The 20,686-nt window shown below is 64.0% G+C and carries 22 protein-coding genes; 11 read left to right on the forward strand and 11 right to left on the reverse strand.

The window, feature by feature from the left end; all coding sequences use genetic code 11:
• Window positions 1–82: 82 nt before the first annotated feature.
• The 4 genes from I6A82_RS05495 to I6A82_RS05510 all read right to left on the reverse strand — a co-directional run bounded on the left by I6A82_RS05495 (window position 83) and on the right by I6A82_RS05510 (window position 5,621).
• Window positions 83–640: a gamma carbonic anhydrase family protein gene (locus I6A82_RS05495; RefSeq protein ID WP_187335446.1), complete on the reverse strand. Its 558-nt coding sequence runs from the start codon at window positions 638–640 to the stop codon at window positions 83–85.
• Window positions 637–2,904: a hypothetical protein gene (locus I6A82_RS05500; protein ID WP_198094071.1), complete on the reverse strand. Its 2,268-nt coding sequence runs from the start codon at window positions 2,902–2,904 to the stop codon at window positions 637–639. Before I6A82_RS05500 ends, I6A82_RS05495 begins: the two co-directional genes overlap by 4 nt.
• 74 nt (window positions 2,905–2,978) lie before the next feature.
• Window positions 2,979–3,974 (reverse strand): porphobilinogen synthase, encoded by a 996-nt coding sequence (hemB, locus tag I6A82_RS05505; RefSeq protein ID WP_198094072.1) that lies wholly within the window; start codon window positions 3,972–3,974, stop codon window positions 2,979–2,981.
• A 90-nt stretch (window positions 3,975–4,064) separates the two neighbouring features.
• Entirely contained in the window at window positions 4,065–5,621 is a 1,557-nt protein-coding gene (locus tag I6A82_RS05510) for a M23 family metallopeptidase (RefSeq protein ID WP_198094073.1), read from the reverse strand.
• A gap of 324 nt (window positions 5,622–5,945) precedes the next feature.
• Between I6A82_RS05510 and I6A82_RS05515 the strand changes: the two genes are divergently transcribed.
• The 6 genes from I6A82_RS05515 (at window position 5,946) to I6A82_RS05540 (ending at window position 12,099) form a co-directional block, all read left to right on the forward strand.
• Entirely contained in the window at window positions 5,946–8,915 is a 2,970-nt protein-coding gene (locus I6A82_RS05515) for a helicase-related protein (protein ID WP_198094074.1), read from the forward strand.
• Window positions 8,916–9,173 carry an RNA-binding S4 domain-containing protein gene (locus tag I6A82_RS05520; RefSeq protein WP_442945059.1) on the forward strand — a complete coding sequence of 86 codons (258 nt, stop codon included), beginning with the start codon at window positions 8,916–8,918 and terminating at the stop codon, window positions 9,171–9,173.
• A 119-nt stretch (window positions 9,174–9,292) separates the two neighbouring features.
• Window positions 9,293–9,631 (forward strand): ferredoxin FdxA, encoded by a 339-nt coding sequence (fdxA, locus tag I6A82_RS05525; RefSeq protein ID WP_187335451.1) that lies wholly within the window; start codon window positions 9,293–9,295, stop codon window positions 9,629–9,631.
• Window positions 9,632–9,867: 236 nt separating this feature from the next.
• Window positions 9,868–10,401, forward strand: coding sequence for a CarD family transcriptional regulator (locus I6A82_RS05530; RefSeq protein ID WP_187335452.1), 534 nt, complete (start codon window positions 9,868–9,870; stop codon window positions 10,399–10,401).
• 149 nt (window positions 10,402–10,550) lie between these two features.
• Window positions 10,551–11,303, forward strand: a complete 753-nt coding sequence (locus I6A82_RS05535; protein WP_198094075.1) for a head GIN domain-containing protein — start codon at window positions 10,551–10,553, stop codon at window positions 11,301–11,303.
• A gap of 40 nt (window positions 11,304–11,343) precedes the next feature.
• Complete coding sequence (locus I6A82_RS05540) at window positions 11,344–12,099, forward strand: GIN domain-containing protein (RefSeq protein WP_198094076.1); 756 nt, start codon at window positions 11,344–11,346, stop codon at window positions 12,097–12,099.
• A gap of 19 nt (window positions 12,100–12,118) precedes the next feature.
• Here I6A82_RS05540 and I6A82_RS05545 read toward each other — a convergent pair whose 3' ends face one another.
• Complete coding sequence (locus I6A82_RS05545) at window positions 12,119–14,215, reverse strand: RelA/SpoT family protein (protein ID WP_198094077.1); 2,097 nt, start codon at window positions 14,213–14,215, stop codon at window positions 12,119–12,121.
• 111 nt (window positions 14,216–14,326) lie between these two features.
• Window positions 14,327–14,674 carry a CC_3452 family protein gene (locus I6A82_RS05550; RefSeq protein WP_232343303.1) on the reverse strand — a complete coding sequence of 116 codons (348 nt, stop codon included), beginning with the start codon at window positions 14,672–14,674 and terminating at the stop codon, window positions 14,327–14,329.
• Between the two features lie 158 nt (window positions 14,675–14,832).
• On the opposite strand from I6A82_RS05550, the gene I6A82_RS05555 reads away from it, so the two are divergent.
• A complete protein-coding gene (locus I6A82_RS05555) occupies window positions 14,833–15,342 on the forward strand; it encodes a winged helix-turn-helix transcriptional regulator (RefSeq protein ID WP_198094078.1) in 510 nt (169 codons plus the stop codon).
• Window positions 15,343–15,361: 19 nt separating this feature from the next.
• Here I6A82_RS05555 and I6A82_RS05560 read toward each other — a convergent pair whose 3' ends face one another.
• Window positions 15,362–15,712 carry a hypothetical protein gene (locus I6A82_RS05560; RefSeq protein WP_198094079.1) on the reverse strand — a complete coding sequence of 117 codons (351 nt, stop codon included), beginning with the start codon at window positions 15,710–15,712 and terminating at the stop codon, window positions 15,362–15,364.
• Window positions 15,713–15,844: 132 nt separating this feature from the next.
• On the opposite strand from I6A82_RS05560, the gene I6A82_RS05565 reads away from it, so the two are divergent.
• A complete protein-coding gene (locus tag I6A82_RS05565; RefSeq protein ID WP_198094080.1) occupies window positions 15,845–16,993 on the forward strand; it encodes a sensor histidine kinase in 1,149 nt (382 codons plus the stop codon).
• Complete coding sequence (locus I6A82_RS05570) at window positions 16,990–17,784, forward strand: LytR/AlgR family response regulator transcription factor (protein WP_187335459.1); 795 nt, start codon at window positions 16,990–16,992, stop codon at window positions 17,782–17,784. The genes I6A82_RS05565 and I6A82_RS05570 overlap by 4 nt, the downstream gene beginning before the upstream one ends.
• A 168-nt stretch (window positions 17,785–17,952) precedes the next feature.
• On the opposite strand, the gene tadA is transcribed toward I6A82_RS05570, so the two are convergent.
• Genes tadA through I6A82_RS05585 form a run of 3 tightly spaced genes read right to left on the reverse strand, consistent with a single transcriptional unit; the run spans window position 17,953 to window position 18,846 of the window.
• Complete coding sequence (gene tadA / locus I6A82_RS05575) at window positions 17,953–18,381, reverse strand: tRNA adenosine(34) deaminase TadA (RefSeq protein ID WP_198095500.1); 429 nt, start codon at window positions 18,379–18,381, stop codon at window positions 17,953–17,955.
• Window positions 18,382–18,412: 31 nt separating this feature from the next.
• Complete coding sequence (locus I6A82_RS05580) at window positions 18,413–18,574, reverse strand: YqaE/Pmp3 family membrane protein (RefSeq protein WP_187335460.1); 162 nt, start codon at window positions 18,572–18,574, stop codon at window positions 18,413–18,415.
• A 5-nt stretch (window positions 18,575–18,579) separates the two neighbouring features.
• Window positions 18,580–18,846: a hypothetical protein gene (locus I6A82_RS05585; RefSeq protein WP_198094081.1), complete on the reverse strand. Its 267-nt coding sequence runs from the start codon at window positions 18,844–18,846 to the stop codon at window positions 18,580–18,582.
• 240 nt (window positions 18,847–19,086) lie between these two features.
• On the opposite strand from I6A82_RS05585, the gene I6A82_RS05590 reads away from it, so the two are divergent.
• Window positions 19,087–19,770: a CDP-alcohol phosphatidyltransferase family protein gene (locus tag I6A82_RS05590; protein WP_198094082.1), complete on the forward strand. Its 684-nt coding sequence runs from the start codon at window positions 19,087–19,089 to the stop codon at window positions 19,768–19,770.
• 7 nt (window positions 19,771–19,777) lie between these two features.
• Here I6A82_RS05590 and I6A82_RS05595 read toward each other — a convergent pair whose 3' ends face one another.
• On the reverse strand, window positions 19,778–20,116 hold the full coding sequence (locus I6A82_RS05595) for a hypothetical protein (RefSeq protein WP_198094083.1): 339 nt from the start codon (window positions 20,114–20,116) through the stop codon (window positions 19,778–19,780).
• A 172-nt stretch (window positions 20,117–20,288) separates the two neighbouring features.
• On the opposite strand from I6A82_RS05595, the gene rpmB reads away from it, so the two are divergent.
• Window positions 20,289–20,576: a 50S ribosomal protein L28 gene (rpmB, locus tag I6A82_RS05600; protein WP_198094084.1), complete on the forward strand. Its 288-nt coding sequence runs from the start codon at window positions 20,289–20,291 to the stop codon at window positions 20,574–20,576.
• Window positions 20,577–20,686: the final 110 nt, after the last annotated feature.

The following is a 20,686-nucleotide window of genomic DNA, read 5'->3' on the forward strand; positions in this document are numbered from 1 at the left end:
ACGCGACGCTATTCGATAATCGCTTGCGCCGGGCTTCGACAAGATCAGCCCGAGTGGAAGCGACGAAAAATGTATGCGCGGTTCAGCCGCCCAGCGCGTTTTTGTGCATTTTCCCGTTCTCGACATAATGCGCCACGCCCGCGCGCATGCCCGCTTTTGCTTCGTCGGTCAGGTCGCGCACCTTCTTCGCGGGGCGACCGACCCAGAGTTCGCCTTCGCCGATATGCTTGCCTTCGGGCAACAGCGCGCCCGCGCCCAGCATCGCGTCGCTCTCGATCACGCAGCCGTCCATCACGATGGCGCCCAGCCCCACGAATGCGCGCGCTTTCAGCACGCAGCCGTGGACCATCGCCATATGGCCGATCAGCACGTCTTCGCCGATCAGCGTGGGGAAGCCGTCCGGATGGCCCGGCATCGGCCCGTCGCAATGCACCACGCTGCCGTCCTGCACATTGGAGCGCGCGCCGATGACGATGCGGCTGACGTCGGCGCGCAGCACGCAATTGTACCAGATGCTCACCTGCGGGCCGATCTCGACATCGCCGATGATGCGGGTGCCCGGGGCGATGAAGGCGCTGTCGTGAATGCGCGGTGCCTTGCCGTTCACTTCGGCGATGGTGACGTCGTCTCTCATGCTCATCTCCACAATTGCATCAGCGGCAGGACCGAGGCGAAATCGTCGGTCCAGCGGGTGAAATCTTCGCGCCCTTCGACGGGCGACCAGGCGGGCGTCGCGAAGCTGCGCGGATCGCCGGTTTTTAGCGGGCCGGTCAACTCGGCAAGCTTGGCCTTGCTCGGGCTGATGGCCACCCATTGCGAGGTGCGCAGGCCGTCCCCTTCCAGTTCGGGGCCGATATAATCCCAGCGCTTGGCGATGGCCCAGCCGCGCGCCGCGGCCTCTTTCTCCAGCACCGGCTCCAGATCGATATAGCGGTTGGAAATATGGATCAGCAGCATCCCGTTTTTCGACAGCGCGCGGGCATAGGCATCGAACGCCTCGCGCGTTAGCAGGTGCACGGGGATCGCGTCCGAGGAGAAGGCGTCGATGGCCAGGATGTCGATGCTGCCCGGCGGCGCTTTGGCGATGGTGAGCCGCGCATCGCCCAAACGGATCGGCACATCGGGCGCGCAGCGATCGATATAGCTGAAATATCCGCCGTTGCGGGATAGGCTGATCACCGTCGGATCGATTTCGAAGAACTGCCAATTCTCGCCTGGGCGTTTGTAGCAACTGAGCGTGCCGGTGCCGAGGCCGACCACCCCGATCGAGGCGTTCTGCCCGTATAGCGATGGTGCTTGCGTCATGGCCTGCCCCACTCCGGAGGTCATGCCATAATAGCTGATCGGCCGGGTGGGCTGATCCGTCAGCTGCATACCGTGCATGGTGGTTCCGTGCGATAGCCAGCGCAGGCGCCCGCCTTGCGCGGCGTTGACGCTGTAGACGCCGAAATAGCTGCGGGTGCGCAGATCGCTCCAGCTCAGCGCGGCATTGTAGTAGCCGCCATTGGCGAACAGCAGAGCGGCCACCACCATCACATAGCCGATGCGCTGTCCGATCACTAGCGCGCCCAGCGCCAGGATGATACCGAGCAGAATGATCCGCAGCGGCCCCATTTCGAGGTCCACCTTCAGCGCGATATAGAGCGCCACCGCCAAAGCGAGCAGGCCGATCGCGATGGCGACACGGCGCATGCCGGCCTCTCCGAATATCTCTTCCTCGCCGATCGAGAACAGGCGTCGTTGCGGGATCAGGGCGGCGGCGGCCAGGATCAGGATCGGATGCTCCCAGGTCCAGTCGAAGACGAGCGGGGCGATCAGCGCGCAGAACAGCCCGCCAAGTGCGCCGCCCACCGACATCATCAGATAGAAGCCGGTCAGATGCTCAGGCGCCGGGCGGGTTCGGTACATCTCGCCATGCAAGGCGACGGCAACGGCGAACAGCATCACGAGGCTGGAGCCGAGCTGCACGAGCACCGCATTGCCCGGCGTCATGAAGGCGAGGGCACCGCAGATCAGCAGGATCGAGGGCGTCAGAAGCGTGATGATCCGCGTCGGCGCGCGGCGGGTGGCGAAGGCGACGGTAAAGCTGAGGAGATAGAGGCCGAGCGGGATCGCCCAGATCAGGGGCATGGCGACGAGATCGGTGGTGAGATGCGTCGTCGTCGACAACATGAGGCCGGAGGGGACGGCGGCCAGCAGCACCCAGCGCAGCCTGTCGCGCAATGAGGGCGCCGGCGTCTCTTCCGCTTCGCTCCGCTCCCGCTCCGGGCGGTCCAGTGGTGCCGCCTGCACCAGCGCCCAGGCACACGCCGCCACCAACAGCAGCAACGCGCCGTAGAGCAGCGACCAGAGGAAGCTTTGCGAATTGAGCGTGAGGAACGGCTCCACCAGCAAGGGATAGGCGAGGAGCCCTGCAAAACTGCCGAAATTGGAGGCGGCGTAGAGCGCATAAGGCTCGCCCTCCTGCCCGGACAGCGCGTACCAGCGCTGCATCAGCGGGGCCTGCGCGGACACCATGAAAAACAGCGGGCCGATCGAGGCGAGCAGAAGCCAGGGCACCCACAAGGCGGTCGATCCGTCGCTGGGCGGTTGAAATCCGGCAAGGCCTACCGGCAGCCACAGCATCGCGAGCGCGAACAGCCCGACATGGATGCCCGCCTGCGTGCGCCGACGCAGCGCCGCGATCCGGTGCGCATAGGCATAACCCGCCAGGAGCAGCGCCTGATAGACCAGCATCGCGCTGTTCCACACGGCGGGCGCACCGCCGAGGCGCGGCAGCGCCATGCGTGCCAGCATCGGCTGGACCAGGAACAGCAGGAAGCTGCCCGTCAGGATCGTGACGACGAACAGCCAGCGCTTGCCCGCCAGCGCCGTGGGTGCAGATGAGGAGGCGAGGGTAGCCATGTTGGTTTGCTACGATCCGTTCGCCCTGAGCTTCGACAAGCTCAGCCCGTACGGATGAATATTGTAGTCCGGCATCACTTCGCCAGCAGCCGCGCGGCCACGGGGGCGTGATAGCTCAGCACGCCGCTGGCGCCCGCGCGCACGAAGCCGGTGAGGATCTCCATCAGGATCACGTCCCGCTCGCCCGCGCCCGCCGCGGCCATCGCCTCGATCATCGCATATTCGCCCGACACCATATAGGCGTAGACCGGCAGATCGAACCGATCCGCGGCCATGCGCACGATATCGAGATAGGGCAGGCCCGGCTTCACCATCACGCTGTCCGCACCTTCGGCGATGTCCAGCGCGATCTCGCGCATGGCCTCGCCGGCATTGGCCGGGTCCATCTGATAGCTTTTCTTGTCGCCCTTCAGCAGCCCGCCGGAGCCGACGGCATCGCGGAACGGCCCGTAAAAGGCGGAAGCATATTTCGCGGCATAGGCCATGATCTGGACATTGGCGTGGCCCTCCTGCTCCAGCGCCTCGCGGATCGCGCCGATGCGCCCGTCCATCATGTCGGACGGCGCAACGATGTCACTGCCTGCCGCGGCCTGGTTCAGCGCCTGCGATACCAGCGCATCGACGGTGGCGTCGTTCACGACATAACCCGCCTCGTCGAGCAGCCCGTCCTGCCCGTGGCTCGTATAGGGATCGAGCGCGACGTCGGTCAGCACGCCGATATCGTCGCCGACCGCATCCTTGATCGCACGGATGCCCGCACACATCAGATTGTCCGGGTTCGATGCCTCCTCGCCATCGTCGCTGCGCTTTTCGGGCGGCGTGTGGGGGAAGAGAGCAAGGCAGGGAATGCCGAGGTCGATCGCCTCACGCGCCTTGTCGGCAAGACCGGAAACCGGAATGCGCGAGACGCCGGGCAGGCTGCCTACCGGCTCTTCATCCTCGCCATTGGCGATGAACAGCGGCCAGATCAGGTTGCTCGGGTGCAGCCGGTTCTCCCGCGCCATTTCCCGGCTCCACTTGTGGGCGCGCGATCGGCGCAGGCGCGTGGCGGGATAGGCGTAGTTCGGCATGGGAGGCTCTCCGGGCAGCCGGCGTGCGCGCGGCGTGCCTCAACATTCGGCAGGGTGAAGCGCGATGCTTAACCCGCGGGCCGCCCGGCCTCAAGCGGCGCCTTTATGCTCGAGCCGATCGATCTCGCGCACCGGCTCGGCCTGGCTGCGCGCGGTGGTGAACTGGCCCAGCGCCGCGCCGGGCTTTACCGACTTCAGTTGGCGCAGCAGCGCCTTGAAGCTGGCAAGCTCGCGGCCCGAAAGCTGCGCACGCTCGATATATTTTACCGAAAGCGGGTTCACCGTGCGGCCGCCCTTATAAAGCTCGTAATGGAGATGCGGACCGGTGGAGAGGCCGGTGGAGCCGACATATCCGATAATCTGTCCGCGCCGCACGCGCTGGCCGCTGCGCGCGGCGATCCGGCTCATATGCGCATAGCCCGTGGCGATGCCGCCGGCATGCTGCAGCTTCACATAATTGCCGTGCCCGCCATGACGGCCGGAGAAGGTCACGCGGCCATCGGCGGCGGCGTAGATCGGCTCGCCGTAGCGCGCGCGGAAATCGGTGCCCGCGTGCATGCGGGCATAGCCCAGCACGGGATGGAAGCGGCGGCCATAGCCGGAGGTGACCTTGCCGCCGACAGGGCGCAGCATTTCGCCGCTGGAACGGCCGACGCCGGAGGCTTCATACCATTGCGTCGATCCGCCGCTGGTCCAGCGCAGCATCTGTACCTTGTCCTTCCCGTCGCGGATAATGCCGGCATAGCGCAGATCGCCTACCTCCACCTCGCCGGTTTCGGCGCGGCGATAGTCGAGCACGAGATCGAATTCGTCAGAGGAGCGGATCGCGCCGATGCTCATCTGCTGGCCGATCACCTGCAGGAACTTCTGCACCGCATCGGCGGGCGCACCGGCGGCGCGGGCCGAACGATAGAGCGATCCGCCCACGCTGCCGCGCACGCGCAACGGCGTATCGTCCACCTTGATCGGATCGCGCTTCAGCTGGAGCACGCCGTCGACGCGCTGGATTTCCAGATTGAGATCGAAGCGCGCACGGAAAGCGAGGCTTTCGAGCGGGCGGGGCTGCGTTTTGGAGGCGCGGCGACCCAGCACCAGATCGATCCGCGTGCCCGGATCGATGTCCGACAGCGTCATCGCCTGGCTCACCATCGCTTCAACCTTGGCGGCATCGTCGCCGCCCACGCCCGCGCGCTTCAGCACGCGCTCGAAGCTGTCGCCGCGACCGAGCGTTGCGGACATGTCGATCTGCGGCCGTTCGGGGCTGGAAGCGAGCGGCACCACCGCATCCGTTGCCGCCATGCGCCGCCCAGTGTCGCCGCCATAGGCCAAAGGCGCGATCATATAGGCGCGCGATTCCTGGAACGCGTCGCCGCTCAGCGTTTCGGGCTGGATGCCGTAGATCGGTTCGAAGGCTGGGCGCAGCGCGATGGCGCCGGCGATCAGCAGCAGCAGCGTCGCGACCCCGCGCCACCAGCGCAGCGAACCGATATCCTCGCCTAGGTCGACCGAAAGCTCGAACAGCGGCAGCGCGGCCACGCGCTCGCGGAACTTATGGCCTGCGGGTACCGTCGGGGCGAGCGCGCCGCTGAGCGACAGCGTCGCTGCGCCCGCTCCACCGACCGGAAAGTCATCGCGTCCCTTGAACAACCCCGAAACCCTTTCGCGGACGGCACCCGTGCCGCCCGGCCTCCAATGAGGCACCGGTTGTGGCGGAACAGGGTTAAAGTCAATTTAAACGGCGGCGGATCGGGACTTTTCAGCGACAAGTCGTGCGCGCCGGAAGATGAGCCGCTGGAACCCGTGCTTTCTTCCGTGCCGAAGTCCTGAGCCTGTCGAAGGACGCTTCTCCGATCAGCGCAGCCTACAATCGATAGGCGCCCTTCGACAGGCTCAGGGCTACGGCATCTCAACTAGGCTGGTGATCGCTCCGCTTGCTTTTCGCGGCGCTTCCTCCGATCTTGGGGCAGCGCCATGGCCAGCCTTTCCCCGATCACCGCCGTTCTCGGTCCCACCAATACGGGCAAGACCCATCTCGCGGTCGAGCGGCTGACGGCGCATTCTTCCGGCATGATCGGCTTTCCGTTGCGCCTTCTGGCGCGCGAGGTGTATGACCGGGTCTGCGCGATGAAGGGCGCGAACCGCGTCGCGCTGATCACCGGGGAAGAGAAGATCGAGCCGCCCGACGCGCGCTGGTATCTGTGCACCGCGGAATCGATGCCGCTGGATCGCGAACTGGGCTTCGTCGCGCTGGACGAGGCGCAGCTCGGCGCCGATCCGGAACGCGGCCATGTGTTCACCGACCGGCTGCTGCGCGCGCGCGGGCGGGAGGAGACGATGATCCTCGGCTCCGAGACATTGCGGCCTTTGGTGCGGCATTTGCTGCCGGAAGCCGAAATCGTCACGCGCCCGCGTTTTTCGACACTGAGCTATGCCGGGGCGAAAAAACTCTCGCGCTTGCCCCGGCGCAGCGCGATCGTCGCCTTTTCGGTGGAGGAAGTCTACGCCGTGGCCGAAATGCTGCGGCGCTTCGCGGGCGGCGCGGCGGTGGTGATGGGCGCGCTCAGTCCCTCCACCCGCAACGCGCAGGTGCGCATGTTCCAGGAGGGCGAGGTCGATTATCTGGTGGCGACGGACGCCATCGGCATGGGCCTGAATCTGGACGTGCGCCATGTTGCCTTCGCCTCGCTCCACAAGTTCGACGGGCATCGGCGGCGGCGGCTCACCGTGCCGGAAATGGCGCAGATTGCCGGGCGCGCCGGACGGCACCAGACCGATGGCAGCTTCGGCGTTCTGACCGGTAAGGGCGGCGAATTCACGCCCGAGGAGATCGAAGCGATCGAGGAACATCGCTTCAAGTCGCTGGAAAAGCTCTATTGGCGCGAAAGCGATCCACGCTTCACCAATATCGATACGCTGATCGGCGATCTGGAAGCAAAGCCCGCCGATCCGGTGCTGTCCGCCGCGCCCGAGGCGGTAGACCTCGCGGTGCTGAAGCGCCTCGCCGATATCCCCGAAGTCATGGACGCCGCGCGCGGAACCAAGGGATTGAGGCGGTTGTGGGCTGCGGCATCGCTACCCGATTTCCGGCAAGTGGGGCCGGAACATCATGCCCGTTTCGTGGCCCGCCTGTGGCGGCATCTGGCAACCGGACGGCTGCCGCGCGCACAAGTGGCGCAGGAAATCGCGCGGCTCGACGATATGCGCGGGGATGTCGAGGCGCTGGCGCAGAAGATCGCGGCGACGCGCACCTGGAGCTACATCGCGCACCGCCCGGATTGGGTGGAGGCGCGTGAAGAAATGGCCGATCGCACGCGCGAGCTGGAACAGAAGCTGTCGGACGCGCTGCATGATCGGCTGCGGCAACGTTTCGTCGATCGCCGCACCTCGGTTTTGCTCAGGAAGATGGGCAAGGATGCCTCACTTCTGCCCGTTTCGCTTGACGAACGCGGCGCGGTGCTGGTTGATGGAGAAGAGATCGGCACGCTCGACGGTTTCCGGTTTCGTCCGGCGGCCGATGCGCGGGCCAGCGAAAGTCGCCTGCTGTTGGCGGCCGCGGAACGGCATCTCGGAGGATTGATGACGCAGAAAGCCGGCGAATTGGCCGCATCGGACGATAGTGAATTCACGCTCGAACCCAATGGTGACGGGCGCCCCGCGGTCATGTGGCGCGGCGGTGAACTGGGCGTGCTGGAGCCGGGCAAGACTTTGTTGCAGCCTGTGTTCAAGCCCGCCAAGGCGCTGAACGGGCTGGAGGGATCGGATCTTGCCGCGGTGACCGCGCGAGCCGAAACCTGGCTAACCGCACGGATCGACAAGCATCTGGGCGGCGTCACCGCGCTGCTCACGCTCTCGCAGAGCCCGCATGCGCCGGGGCCTGTCCGTGCGCTCGCGATCCAGCTGGCCGAGCAGGGCGGGGTGGCCGCGCGCGCCGATGTCGCCGATGCCGTCCATGCGCTCGACAAGGATCAGCGGGCCGCTGCGCGCAAGGCGGGCATCGTCTTCGGCGCGCTGGATATCTATCATCACCTGGCGTTGAAGCCGGGCGCGGCGCGTTGGCGCAGCGCGCTGGATGCGGTGATGACGGGCAAGCCGATGCCGGAGCTGCCGCCCGAAAGCGCGGTGCATCTGTCCGACTGGCGTTTTGCCAATGCGCGCGATTGCCGCAATGCGGGCTACCGCCGCTTCGGCACCGAACATCTGCGGATCGATCTGGTCGAGCGGCTGGCGAAGAAGGCGCATGAGGCGCGGGGCCAGGCGCGCGATTTCGATATCGATCTGGCGCTGCCCACCTCGCTCGGTCTTAGCGAAAAAGGCTTCGACATGCTGATGCGCGACGCCGGTTTCCGGCGCCTGCCGCCTGCCGAGCCCAAGGAAGAGGCGGCGGAGGAAGAGGCTGGCCAGGAAGAGGCGCAGGGCGAGAAGGCGGCTACTGAGGCTTCGGTCAATCCGCAGCCCGAGGCCTTGCCGGAAACGGTCGAAGCGCCCGATGCTGAAACTCAGCCTGCCGAAAGCGATCCTGCGGAACCGCCGTTGGCCGAGCCGGATGCCGCGGGCGCGGTTTCGACCGCCGAAGCGCCCGAAAGCGCTGCTGTGCAGAACGCCGACAGCGTGCCCGAACCGTCCGAAGCTGCGACGTCCGAAGCTGCGCCTTCCGACGCCGCGCCTTCCGAGGCGGCAGGCGAGACGGCCAAGCCTGCGCCCGCACCGAGCTATCCGGTGCTGCGCTATCGCTGGGTCGGCCTTGCCAAGGCGGGGCGCGATCAGGACCGCAAGGGGCCGCGCCGGCACGGCAAGCCGGGCGACAAGTCCAAAGGCAAGGGGCCGAAGGGTGACGGGCCCCGCGGCGGGCCGAGGGGCAAGCGTCATGACGGCCCTCCGCGCGACAAGCAGCCGCAGGGCGCGCTCGCCGAACAGCTGGCGGCGCTCACGGGCCGCCGCTGAGTGGAGGCGGAGCTGCGGATCGACCGCTTGCTCTGGTTCCTCCGCCTGTCCAAAAGCCGCGCCAAGGCGCAGGCGATCGTCGCTGCGGGCCATGTCCGCCTGAACGGTCGCCATGTCGAACGCGCTAGCGCTTGCGTAAAAGCGGGCGACGTCATCGCGCTGCCGCTGAACGACACAGTGCGGATTGTGCGCGTGCTCGCTCTGCCTGCGCGGCGCGGCCCGCCCGCCGAGGCGCGTGCCTGTTATGAGGAACTTTAGCTTGGGGGCGGCGCAGGAAAATCAGTCGCTTTGCCGCAGCGGCAAGGATTGACTTGCAGGGCCGCCGCGCCATAGCAGGACGAAACCAAGCCTAAAGCCTATCCGGAGCCTGTTGCGCCATGACTTACGTCGTCACCGAAGACTGCATCAAATGCAAATATATGGACTGCGTGGAGGTCTGCCCGGTCGATTGCTTCTATGAGGGCGAGAACATGCTGGTGATCAATCCCAGCGAGTGCATCGATTGCGGCGTGTGCGAGCCGGAATGCCCGGCCGAGGCGATCCTGCCGGACACCGAGGACGGCCTCGAAAAGATGCTGGAGATCAACACCAAGTTCTCTGCCGAATGGCCGAACATCACGGTCAGCCGCGAAGCCCCCGCCGATGCGGACGAGCATAAGGGCGAAGAGGGCAAGTTCGAGAAATATTTCTCGCCGGAGCCGGGCGAAGGCGATTGAGCTTCAAGCGTAATCGCCTGCCACCAATGAAATTCTTCCCGGCACCTGTACCAATCGAACAGGTGCTGGAAATAATCTAACGAATCTGTTACAATGATATGTGTAACGGATGGCGTAATCGTGCGTCCAACCGTGATGGGTCCCCGTAAGGGTTATAAAATCATTTCAGACCAGCGTTCGGCGACGCCGCCCGGCCCGGGGCGCGCCTCTCCCGTTCCCTCCCGAAAGGCTAGTTTATGGCTTCCAATGCGGTTCTCTTCGATGTTGGCGATTATGTCGTCTACCCCAAGCACGGTGTGGGCCGTGTGATCGAATTGCAGAATGACGAAATCGCAGGGATGCAGCTCGAGCTCTATGTGCTGCGCTTCGAGAAGGAAAAGATGACGCTGCGCGTTCCGACCAACAAGGCGGAGAGCGTGGGCATGCGCAAGCTGTCCAGCGACAAGACGCTGAAGCAGGCGATGGAAACGCTGAAGGGCAAGCCCAAGGTGAAGCGCACCATGTGGTCCCGCCGTGCGCAGGAATATGAAGCGAAGATCAATTCGGGCGACCTCGTGTCGATCGCCGAAGTGACGCGCGACCTGTTCCGTCCGGACGATCAGCCCGAACAGAGCTATTCCGAGCGCCAGATCTTCGAGGCTGCTTCCAGCCGCCTTGCGCGCGAACTGGCCGCGATGGAAAAGACCGACGAGCCTGCGGCGCTGCAGAAAATTCTCGACATCCTGAACGAGGCTGCGCCGCAATATTATGATCAGCCCGAAGAGGCCTGATCCGGCGGCTTGCCGAACTGAAACGAAGAAGGGGCGTCTGCGGGCGCCCTTTTTTCTGTCTGCGAGCGACATTCAGCGATCGACGAACCATCCTTGCAGGGAGCTGCCCTGCATTGTATTGCTGCATTAACACAGCAAAGGATGGTTCGATGAACAAACTGCTCCTCGCCCCGATCATGGCTTCCTGCCTGGCGGTTTCCGCCTGCGGCTATTCGGTGTTCGACGCGGTGGACGATGTCCGAAGCGCGACCAAGAGCGAGCTGGACGATGCCAATCCCATCACGGCGCAGGCCGCGACGGTTGCGGCGTTCGATGAGCTGGGCGCGCTGGGGCCGGACCGCGTGGTGTTCACCATCGGAGACAGCTTCTCGATCCGCGCAGACGCCCCCGCCGATCTGCTCTCCCATCTGCGCTATGAGCTGAAGGACGGTCATCTTCTGGTCGGTCGGGACAGTTATCGTTGGGATGGCGAGGACAAGGCCACGATTTACGTCACGGGCGCGTCGTTGAAGGCGCTGAACGGCATGGGATCCGGCATGATCGAGGTCGACGCGATGCGCGTGCCAGGCGTGGAGATCAACAATGCCGGATCGGGCACCATCCGCGTTGCGGACGTGCAGACGAGCCAGCTCGAGGTCAGCATGGCCGGCTCCGGCAACATCATGCTGGCGGGCAGGGCCGCCAGCTCGGACATTTCGATCGCCGGATCAGGCAATGTCGATGCCAGCAAGCTGATGAGCGACAATAACGACGTCTCGATCGCGGGATCGGGCGATGTGACGCTGCGTTCGGACGGCCGGGTGGAAGCCAGCATCATGGGTTCGGGCGATGTCACCGTGCTGGGCACCGCCAAATGTGATCTGTCCTCGATGGGATCGGGCAAGCTGAACTGCGGCGGCTAATCCTTTGCTCTCCCGATCGAACTGGGCCATGATCCCGGCGATGCCGCGTTCCGGGACCAAGACCATGCCGATCCGCCTTCTGCTGACGCTCTGTGCCGTCGCCCTCGCCGCTGCGCCTGCTGCCGCCAAGGAGCGCAGCTTCGTCATGGGTGGGTTCGAGCGGCTGGTGGTGGAAGGCGATATCGCAGTCGATGTGAAGACCGAAGCCTCGCCCGGCGCCAGCGCGGAGGGCACGCAGGAGCAGCTTGATCGGGTCCAGTTCAGCCGCGCGGGCACCACGCTCACCGTCCGCCTCCTTTCACCCGTGCGGACGGGCCGCGGAGAGGTGAAGGACGGCGGGCCGCTTCAGGTGAGCTTGTCGACCCGCAAGCTTTCGCAGCTGATCCTGCGCGGCAATGGCCGTGTGAACGCCGATGCGCTGGATGATCGCAGCGTGCGCGTGATGCTGACGGGCAATGGCACCATCGATATCGGACAAGTCACCGCCGATCAGCTTTACGTAAGCGCGGTGGGTGCCGGAACGGTGGCGATGGACACGGGCATGGTGCGCGAAGGCAATGTGCAACTGAACGGCGCGGCCAGCTGGCTGGCGCCCGGCCTGGTGCTGGAGCGGCTGGACCTGACCCATAGCGGACCGGCCAACAGCGCAGCCGAGGTGGAGGAGTTTGCCAAAGTCATGAACAATGGCCTGGGCAGCATTGCGATCACCGGACCCGCCTCCTGCGATATCCGCACCACCGGTTCCGCCCGCATCGCCTGCGGGAACGGAAAGGACCTGCGTCAGACGATCCGCTGACGCGCAGTCGCCAAACCGCTTAGTCGCCGTAGACGCGGTCTGCCTGAGCAACGACGTCCGAGGCGCGCACCGCCGATATGATACGCATGAGGTGGTGCAAATCGTGCACCTCCAGATCGATCTCGAACGTCTGGAACGGTCCGTCGCGGCCCACCAGTCGCAGGTTCAGGATATTGGCCTTGTGCAGCCCGAAAATCCCAGCGACTTCGGCCAGCGCGCCAGGCCGGTGCTGGAGCGTAATGCGCAGACGCGCCGCCGCACCCTCGCTGCCTTCACCCCAGCGTAGATCGATCCAGTCCGCATCCACACCGTCGGCAAGCCGGGCACAGTCGATCGCATGGACCTCCACCGGCGTGCCTTCGCGGCGCAGGCCCACGATGCGATCTCCGGGCACCGGCAGACAGCAATCGGCCAGTTCATAGGCGACGCCCGGCGTCAGTCCGCGGATGGAGATGGCGCGGTCCTGCCCCGGAAAATCGCGCTCTGCCCAGTCCTCGCTATGGCCCGGGATCAGCGCCTCGATCAGATCGCGGTCGGACAGTTTGCGCATGCCGATGGCGTGCATCAGATCGTCCTCGCTATCGTAATCCAAGCGCTCCAGGGCGGCGGAAAGCGCTTTCTTTCCGATCTTGGCGGGCAGACGGTCGACGATTTCCTCATACATCATCCGGCCCAGCTGAATCAGCTCGGCCCGTTCCTGATGGCGGACATAGCGGCGGATGGCGGCGCGTGCCTTGCCGGTGGTGACATAGCTGAGCCAGCTGGGCTGCGGCTCCTGTTTGTCGGACTTCAGGATTTCCACCATGTCGCCATTGTCGATCGGCGTGCGCAGCGGCACGTGGCGGCCGTTGATCTTCGCGCCCACGGTCCGGTCGCCCAGATCGGTGTGAACGGCATAGGCGAAGTCGATCGGCGTCGCACCTTTTGGCAACTGGTGCAGCGCACCCTTCGGTGTGAAGGCGAAGATCCTGTCCTGATACATCGCCATGCGGGTATGCTCGAGCAGCTCCTCGGCATCCTGGCTGGTTTCCAGAATCTCGACGAGATCGCGGATCCAGCCGGCCTGCCCGTCGGGCCGCTCCTGCTGCTTGTAGCCCCAATGCGCGGCCAAGCCGAACTCGCTATCGCGGTGCATGTCTTCGCTGCGGATCTGCACTTCGACGCGCCGGTTGCGATCGAACATCAGCGTGGTGTGGATCGACTGATAGCCGTTGCGCTTGGGCGTGGAGATGTAATCCTTGAAGCGCCCGGGCACCATCTTCCAGCGGCTGTGAAGCACGCCCAGCGCCTGATAGCAGTCGGCGACGTTCTTGGTGATGATGCGGAAGGCATAGATATCGGTCAGCTGTTCGAAGTTGACATGGCGCTCCTGCATCTTCTTCCAGATGGAGTAGGGATGTTTTTCGCGGCCCTCCACATCGGCCTCGATGCCCTTTTCTTCGAGCGCGAAGGCGATGGAATTGGCGACGGCGGTCAGCTGATCGCCGCCTTCCTTGCGGATCTGTTCGAGCCGGCCGGTGATGGTGCGATAGGCATCGGGCTCCAGCTGCTCGAAAGCGAGAAGCTGCATCTCGCGCATATATTCGTACATGCCCACGCGCTCGGCGAGCGGCGCGTAGATATCCATTGTTTCGCGCGCGATGCGGCGGCGCTTGTCTTCTTTACCGATATAATGAAGCGTGCGCATATTGTGCAGCCGGTCGGCCAGCTTCACCAGCAGCACGCGCAGATCGTCCGAAATGGCGAGCAGGAACTTGCGCAGGTTTTCCGCGGCACGCTCGTCTTCGGTCTGCGCTTCGATCTTGGACAGTTTGGTGACGCCGTCCACCAGCCGCGCGACGTCTCCGCCGAACTTCGCGCCGATCTCGTCGACCGTGGTCAGCGTATCCTCCACCGTGTCGTGGAGCAGAGCGGTGATGATGGTGTCTTCGTCCAGCTTCAGGTCGGTCATCAGACCGGCCACTTCGATTGGGTGGCTGAAATAGGGATCGCCGCTTGCGCGCTTCTGGCTGCCATGTTTGGCGACGGAAAAGACGTAGGCGCGGTTCAGCCGGTCCTCGTCGACGGAAGGATGATAAGCGCGCACGCGCTCGACCAGTTCATATTGGCGCAGCATTGCTTCTCAAGATGAGGCACCCACGCCGCGATGCAACAAAAAAGCGCGCCGGAACGGCGTCCGGCGCGCTGATTTCATCGTCGGTGGCGGGCACCGATCGTCGGGGGCGAATTACTTCGCGCGGCTGTTGCACTTTTCCAGCGCCTTGGCGTCCAGCGCCTCGCCCTCGGCCGAGAAGCTGGCGACGGCACCGAATTCGCGCACAAACGAGGCGCAAACGATGTTGGCGCGGCTGTTGGCCTTGGTGCCGGTGCATTCGGTGCCGCTGCACATGAACATGGCATCGCGCACGACGGAGCGGCGGGCCTCGACCGGCTGCACCAGCTCTGCACGGTAGAAGGCGCCGTCCGATTGCGCGGCGTAGGCCTGCGGCGCGGCAGTGAAAAGAGTGGCGGAAACGGCGAGCGCACCGGCAAGCATGCCGAGGCGAGGAGCGATCTGGGAGAGGGTGTTTCGCATGGGGATGATCCTTCGCTTGCGAGCTTTGGGAGGCACCTTGTTAGGTTGCGAATCACTACCTATATAAATGGGTATTACTTTGCAACCTATTTTCGGAAATTCGTTTGCATAATGCGCCGCAGAGCCGTTTACTGTGGCCCCCGAGTATTGGAGAGATCATGGCCAAACTGCGCGAACCGCTACGCGAAATCGCCGAGTGCGGACTCCCCGCCGCGCTGGAAGCGGTGGGCGAGCGCTGGTCGTTCATGATCCTGCGTGCGTCCTTCAACGGGGTCCATCATTTCGAGGAATTTCTGAGCGAACTCAGCATCGCGCGAAACATTCTGTCGGGCCGTCTGTCCAAACTGGTCGAGGTGGGCATCCTGAAGCGCACGCCGTCACCGGACGATCGGCGCAAGATCATCTACCAGCTGACCGACAAGGGGCTGGACCTGCTGCCCGCCATGATTGCGCTGCGCCAGTGGGGCGAGCGGTGGGAGACCGGCGTGCCGTCCAACCCCGTGCTGTGCGATGAGCGGGACCGGCGCCCGATCAAGCCGGTCAGCATTCGCGCGCATGATGACCGGGAGATCGACCATCAGGGACTCTGCTGGATCGACGAGTGCGAATTGCGGGAGCGCGGCCGGGATGGCGAGAACCAGGCGGTGAAAAAGCTCGCCGCCATCTGAGGGCGGGGCCGGGAAACTTTTAAAACGGCATTTTCAGCCGTAGCATCATCCGTTTACTGACGATGCCGGGCGCGATCGTTTCGGCCTCCACTTCCGCGGCGGCGCGCGTCCCGTTACCGAGATCGATTTCGGCCTTGTCGTTCGTTTCGAACCGCAGATCGAGGCCGCCCACCCGATATCGATCCGGATCGGCCCGCACCACGATGACATTGTCCGTCACTTCGGACGGTAGCTCGGGAAGCTGCGAGAGATCGAAGGCGGTGAGTTCGTCCGCGGCGTCATCGCTGGCGGGGCGATCGGGTGGGGCAGGTGCGTCCGGCGGCGCGCCCGCCTGCAAAAGCAAAAGCCACAAGAGCCCGTTCGCGCTCACTGTTTCGTGCCGTGTAATGCAGATACCATCGCGCTCCCCCGCGTCCGTCCGTGCCGTTTCTAGCATGAGCGGTCGATGCGGGAACGCTAAATCGGTTGGGGCTCTCGGCACTTGCCGTTATGGGAAGGGGGGATGGCGATCGTCGATCTTCCTTTCGAACCGTTCTTTTCCAACAAGAACCGGGCCTTCTGGAACCTGCATTCGGCTGGCTGGGCGGGCATTCTCGTGTTTCGCGCAGCGACGGGCCTTGCGAACGGGCAGCCGCTGAGCTTTCTGGTACCCGTCATCGTATCGACCATTACCGGCTATTCGATTTCGCTCATTCTCTCCAGCATCTACCGCGTCGTGTTCGATCGGCAATCGGCGGTGCTGTGGGGCACGTCGGTCGTCAGTCTTTCCGCGGCGATCGGGGCCTATGCCTTTATAGACGCCTGGGTGTTCCAGACCGTCAATCCCGTGTCCGACACCAATTTCGTCCGCCTGCTGGTGGGGCAGCTGTTCATCGACGGTATCCTGCTGTCGGCCTGGTCCGCACTCTACTTCGCGATCAACTATTATGTGCGCGCCGAGGAGCAGGCCGATCAGCTCTTCCGGCTGGAGGCGCAGGCTACCAGCGCGCAGCTCACCATGCTGCGATACCAGCTCAACCCGCATTTCCTGTTCAACACGCTGAACAGCATTTCCACGCTGGTGCTTCTGAAGCAGACGGAGCCGGCCAATGCCATGCTGTCCCGCCTGTCCTCCTTCCTGCGCTTCACGCTCGTCAACGAAGCGTCGGCGCGCGTGACGCTGGAGAAGGAAGTGGAGACGCTGAAGCTCTATCTCGATATCGAAAAGATGCGGTTCGAGGATCGCCTGCGCCCCTCCTTTGAGATCGACGAAGAAGCCTGTGACGCGTTGATTCCGTCGCTATTGCTGCAACCGCTGGTCGAAAACGCCATCAAATATGCCGTGACGCCGAAGGAAGAAGGCGCCGACATTCGGGTGCGCGCGCAGTTGCTGGGATCGCGCGTGCGCATATCGGTGGCCGATACCGGCCCCGGCATGGCAGGGGCCAAGCCGAGCAAGGCGACATCGTCCACCGGCGTGGGCATGGCCAATACACGTGAACGACTCACCCAGGCCTATGGCCCGGACCACCGTTTCGACATATCGTCACCTCCCGGCGGGGGGTTTGAGGTGATCGTCGAGATACCATATGAACACAAGGTCGAGCCGGGGAGCGAGACCAGCGATGCATCAGGGGGCACGCCTGAGCGCAGAGGAATGATAAACGCATGACCATCCGCACCATCGTCGTCGATGACGAGAAATTGGCCATTCAGGGCCTGGAGCTGCGCCTTGCCAAGATCGACGATGTCGAGGTCGTCGCGACCTGCAACAACGGGCGTGAGGCGATCCGCAAGATCAAGACGCTGAAGCCCGATCTGGTGTTTCTCGACATCCAGATGCCCGGCTTCGACGGATTCTCCGTGGTCCAGGGCGTGATGGACATCGATCCGCCGATGTTCGTCTTCGTTACCGCCTATTCGGACCATGCCGTGCGCGCGTTCGAGGCGCAGGCGATCGATTATCTGATGAAGCCGGTGGAGGAAGAGCGGCTGGCCGACACGATGGTGCGCATTCGCGAACGGATGGGCCATCGCAAGCAGACCGAAGAGGTCGAGCGGCTGCGCGAGGTGATCAACGAAGTCGCGCCCGAGGCGGTGGAAAACATCGCCAATGACGATGAAATGCACGGCCGATACGAGCAGCTGATCAACGTGAAGGACCGCGGCCAGATCTTCCGCGTCGACGTCGATACCATTGAACGGATCGATGCCGCCGGCGATTATATGTGCATTTACACCGCGGACAATTCGCTGATCCTGCGCGAGACCATGAAGGACCTGGAAAAGCGCCTCGATCCGCGCGTTTTCCAGCGCGTCCACCGTTCCACGATCGTCAATCTCAATCAGGTGCGCCAGGTAAAGCCGCACACCAATGGCGAATGCTTCCTGGTGCTGGGTTCGGGCGCGCAGGTGAAGGTCAGCCGCAGTTACCGCGAGGTGGTCGCCCGCTTCGTACACTGAACGGGCTGTAGAGCGCGGTGTGCGAAAGGATCGCATCACCACGAACCGTAAGCCTTGAGGCTGTCGAAGGGCGCATCTCGCACGAGAACCCGGTTCATATCGGATAAGCGCCCCTCGACAAGCTCAGGACTGCGGACTTGTTTGACGGGTGCGGGGCGAAGTGCGCGCCTAACGCCGTGCCTCGAAAAACTTCCTGAGCAGCGCTGCGGCTTCTTCCTCGCCGATCCCGCCATAGACCTCGGGACGGTGATGGATCGTCGGTTGCTCGAACAATCGCGGCCCATGCGTCACCGCGCCGCCTTTGGGATCGGGCGCGCCGTAATAGAGCCGCCGGATGCGCGCATGGGCAATCGCGCCCGCGCACATCGCACAGGGCTCCAGCGTTACGTAAAGATCGCAGCCGTTCAGCCGATCCGTGCCGAGCGCTTGCGCGGCATCGCGGATTGCGGCGATTTCGGCATGGGCGGTAGGATCTTGATCGGCGATCGGACGGTTGCCGCCGCGCCCGATAATTTCGCCTCCATGCACGACAACGGCACCGACGGGAACTTCGCCCGCATCGGCCGCCGCGCGTGCAAGATCGAGCGCCGCGCCCATGAAGAGCGCGGCGCGCTGAAGCGGCACGGAGTTATTCCGTCAGTACGACGTAGACCGCATAAACCTGCCCTGGCAGGTACAGCAAAATGGTCAGAACCAGGTCGATCCAGAAGGGTCTGGAAACACCCTTATGGATCAGCACCGCGACGGGCGGCAGCAGGATTGCCAGGATGATGAGGAGGATTTTTTCCATGACGATTACTGCTGGTCCGCCGGCTCGACATTGATGTCGGGCACCGTGACCTTTTCCTTATCGGTGGTCACATCCACCTCGGGCACGGCCACTTCAGTGGTTTCGGTGCCCACGTTCACGTCGGCGGTATCGACGTCATATTCGGGCAGCTGACCGGCATCGGCTTCGACATTCAGTTCGGGTGCTTCGCCCTCTTCGGTTTTATCGACGCTGCAGGCGGCGAGACTGAGGCCCAATGCGGCAACGGAAATCAGCGGCAGGGATTTGGTCATCAATAATTCCAATTGTTTCGGTTTCGATTCATTCGGTCAACGGCCCCCTGCGATGGGAGTTCCGTTCATTCCCGCAGCCGGTTTACGCTGGCCCCCTGTGCTCCCGCTCATTTTGAAAGGAGCGGCGACGCGTCCTGCCCCTCCAGAAAAGGGGGGCGAAAGATTGCAGTTTTTTGAAATCCATGTGAAGTAAATATGATCGTCTGTTGCTCTTGCCGCGCGGGGGCGGGATAAGGGCACATGGCGCAAGGCGAAAAAAAGAATGATCGACCGATCGAGCGAATCCAGCAGAATGTGCTGGCTCGCAGCGAACGGCGACTGCTGAATTGGCTCTGCGCGCGGCTCCCCGCGTGGGTGACCCCCGATCGTCTTACCACATTCGGGATGGTCGGATCGCTCGCCATCTTCCTAGGTTATGCGCTGAGCGGAGAAGGGCGCGACTGGCTGTGGCTCGCGGTTGCCGGTTACTTTGTTCAATGGTTCGGCGATTCGCTGGACGGCAGTATCGCACGCTGGCGGAAAATCGAGCGTCCGCGCTTCGGCTATTTCATCGATCACAGCTGTGACGGCATCACGACGCTGCTGATCCTCGCGGGACTGGGCCTGAGCCCCTTTCTGCGCCTCGACATCGCGCTGCTGACGTTATCGGGCTATCTGCTGCTGTCGATCCACGCCTATCTTTCGGTCCATGTAATGGGCGAGATGAAGCTGTCCTACCTCTCCGCCGGCCCCACGGAATTGCGGTTCGTGCTGCTGGGACTGACAGCGATGATGTATGTGATGGGTTCGACAGCTAATTGGGTGGCGGGACTGTCGCTGTTCGATTGCCTGATCGGCGCGGTCGGCGTGCTGTTCATCGTGCTGTTCGTGATTCAGACGATGACCGTGGCGCAGCGGCTCGCTGCGGGCGGTGAACAGCGCTAGCGAGGTTTTAGCGGCCGTTTGTGCGCACTTCGGCATCGGGCGTGTTGACGCGCACCGAGCCGGGATCGGCGCGCACGCCGGAAGCATCTATGGTGGCCGATGGGCTGTCGATCGCGATTTCCGGGGCGCGTGCGTCCACGCTGGCGTTCACATCCGCCGATTCGTCCGGCAGCACCACCTCATCTGCGTTCGTGGCGGCGGCGGGATCGACCTCGGTGCCGCCCGTCATGTCGCCCTGCGCGGTTTCTCCGGTCGCTTCGGCCGCAGGCGTGTCGCTGGTCGACCCGCATGCGGCGAGCGACGCGGTGAGGGCAAGACTGGACAGGGCGAGAAGAACGGGGCGCATGGGATTGGCTCCTTGCTGTATTGATCGTCGGTTCATGGTCATAACGGATGCGCAGCGAACGCGGTTCCGGGGCGGGAAACCGTGCTACAAGATGCCAGGGGGCGTTGACGCGTCCTGTGATCCCGGCTAAAGGCCCCGCTTTCCATTCCTCAGAGACGACCGGGAACGAACGATGTCGCGCATCTGCGAACTGACGGGCAAGGGCCGCATGATCGGCAACAATGTGAGCCACGCCAACAACAAGACCAAGCGGGTCTTCCTGCCGAACCTGCAGGACGTGACGCTGCTGTCCGACGCGCTGGACCGGGGCTTCAAGTTCCGCGTCTCGACCGCCGGCCTGCGCTCTGTCGAGCATAATGGCGGCCTCGACAACTGGCTGATGAAGACCTCCGACACCAAGCTGAGCGATCGCGCCCGCAAGGTGAAGAAGGAAGTCACCAAGAAGCTTGCCGCCGCCTGAGGGCGGACACAAGCACGTCCCTTACGAAATTTCGAAAACCCCGCTGTCCGAGCCAGGACGGCGGGTTTTTTGCGTGTGCTGCGACCGCAGTTGCATGGCGAGATTCGGAT

It is taken from the genome of Novosphingopyxis sp. YJ-S2-01 (genome assembly GCF_016093175.1).
GTDB lineage: Bacteria > Pseudomonadota > Alphaproteobacteria > Sphingomonadales > Sphingomonadaceae > Novosphingopyxis > Novosphingopyxis iocasae.

Coding starts and splice junctions, on each gene's coding strand:
- tadA (WP_198095500.1), bottom strand. CDS start 18,381: ATGGGCGCGGCGCTCGATCTTGCACGCGCGGCGGCCGATGCGGGCGAA.
- I6A82_RS05530 (WP_187335452.1), top strand. CDS start 9,868: ATGGCTTCCAATGCGGTTCTCTTCGATGTTGGCGATTATGTCGTCTAC.
- rpmB (WP_198094084.1), top strand. CDS start 20,289: ATGTCGCGCATCTGCGAACTGACGGGCAAGGGCCGCATGATCGGCAAC.
- I6A82_RS05545 (WP_198094077.1), bottom strand. CDS start 14,215: ATGCTGCGCCAATATGAACTGGTCGAGCGCGTGCGCGCTTATCATCCT.
- I6A82_RS05595 (WP_198094083.1), bottom strand. CDS start 20,116: ATGCGCCCCGTTCTTCTCGCCCTGTCCAGTCTTGCCCTCACCGCGTCG.
- I6A82_RS05585 (WP_198094081.1), bottom strand. CDS start 18,846: ATGACCAAATCCCTGCCGCTGATTTCCGTTGCCGCATTGGGCCTCAGT.
- I6A82_RS05515 (WP_198094074.1), top strand. CDS start 5,946: ATGGCCAGCCTTTCCCCGATCACCGCCGTTCTCGGTCCCACCAATACG.
- I6A82_RS05570 (WP_187335459.1), top strand. CDS start 16,990: ATGACCATCCGCACCATCGTCGTCGATGACGAGAAATTGGCCATTCAG.
- I6A82_RS05565 (WP_198094080.1), top strand. CDS start 15,845: ATGGCGATCGTCGATCTTCCTTTCGAACCGTTCTTTTCCAACAAGAAC.
- I6A82_RS05495 (WP_187335446.1), bottom strand. CDS start 640: ATGAGCATGAGAGACGACGTCACCATCGCCGAAGTGAACGGCAAGGCA.
- I6A82_RS05550 (WP_232343303.1), bottom strand. CDS start 14,674: ATGCGAAACACCCTCTCCCAGATCGCTCCTCGCCTCGGCATGCTTGCC.
- I6A82_RS05580 (WP_187335460.1), bottom strand. CDS start 18,574: ATGGAAAAAATCCTCCTCATCATCCTGGCAATCCTGCTGCCGCCCGTC.
- I6A82_RS05590 (WP_198094082.1), top strand. CDS start 19,087: ATGGCGCAAGGCGAAAAAAAGAATGATCGACCGATCGAGCGAATCCAG.
- I6A82_RS05535 (WP_198094075.1), top strand. CDS start 10,551: ATGAACAAACTGCTCCTCGCCCCGATCATGGCTTCCTGCCTGGCGGTT.
- I6A82_RS05555 (WP_198094078.1), top strand. CDS start 14,833: ATGGCCAAACTGCGCGAACCGCTACGCGAAATCGCCGAGTGCGGACTC.
- I6A82_RS05500 (WP_198094071.1), bottom strand. CDS start 2,904: ATGGCTACCCTCGCCTCCTCATCTGCACCCACGGCGCTGGCGGGCAAG.
- I6A82_RS05540 (WP_198094076.1), top strand. CDS start 11,344: ATGCCGCGTTCCGGGACCAAGACCATGCCGATCCGCCTTCTGCTGACG.
- hemB (WP_198094072.1), bottom strand. CDS start 3,974: ATGCCGAACTACGCCTATCCCGCCACGCGCCTGCGCCGATCGCGCGCC.
- fdxA (WP_187335451.1), top strand. CDS start 9,293: ATGACTTACGTCGTCACCGAAGACTGCATCAAATGCAAATATATGGAC.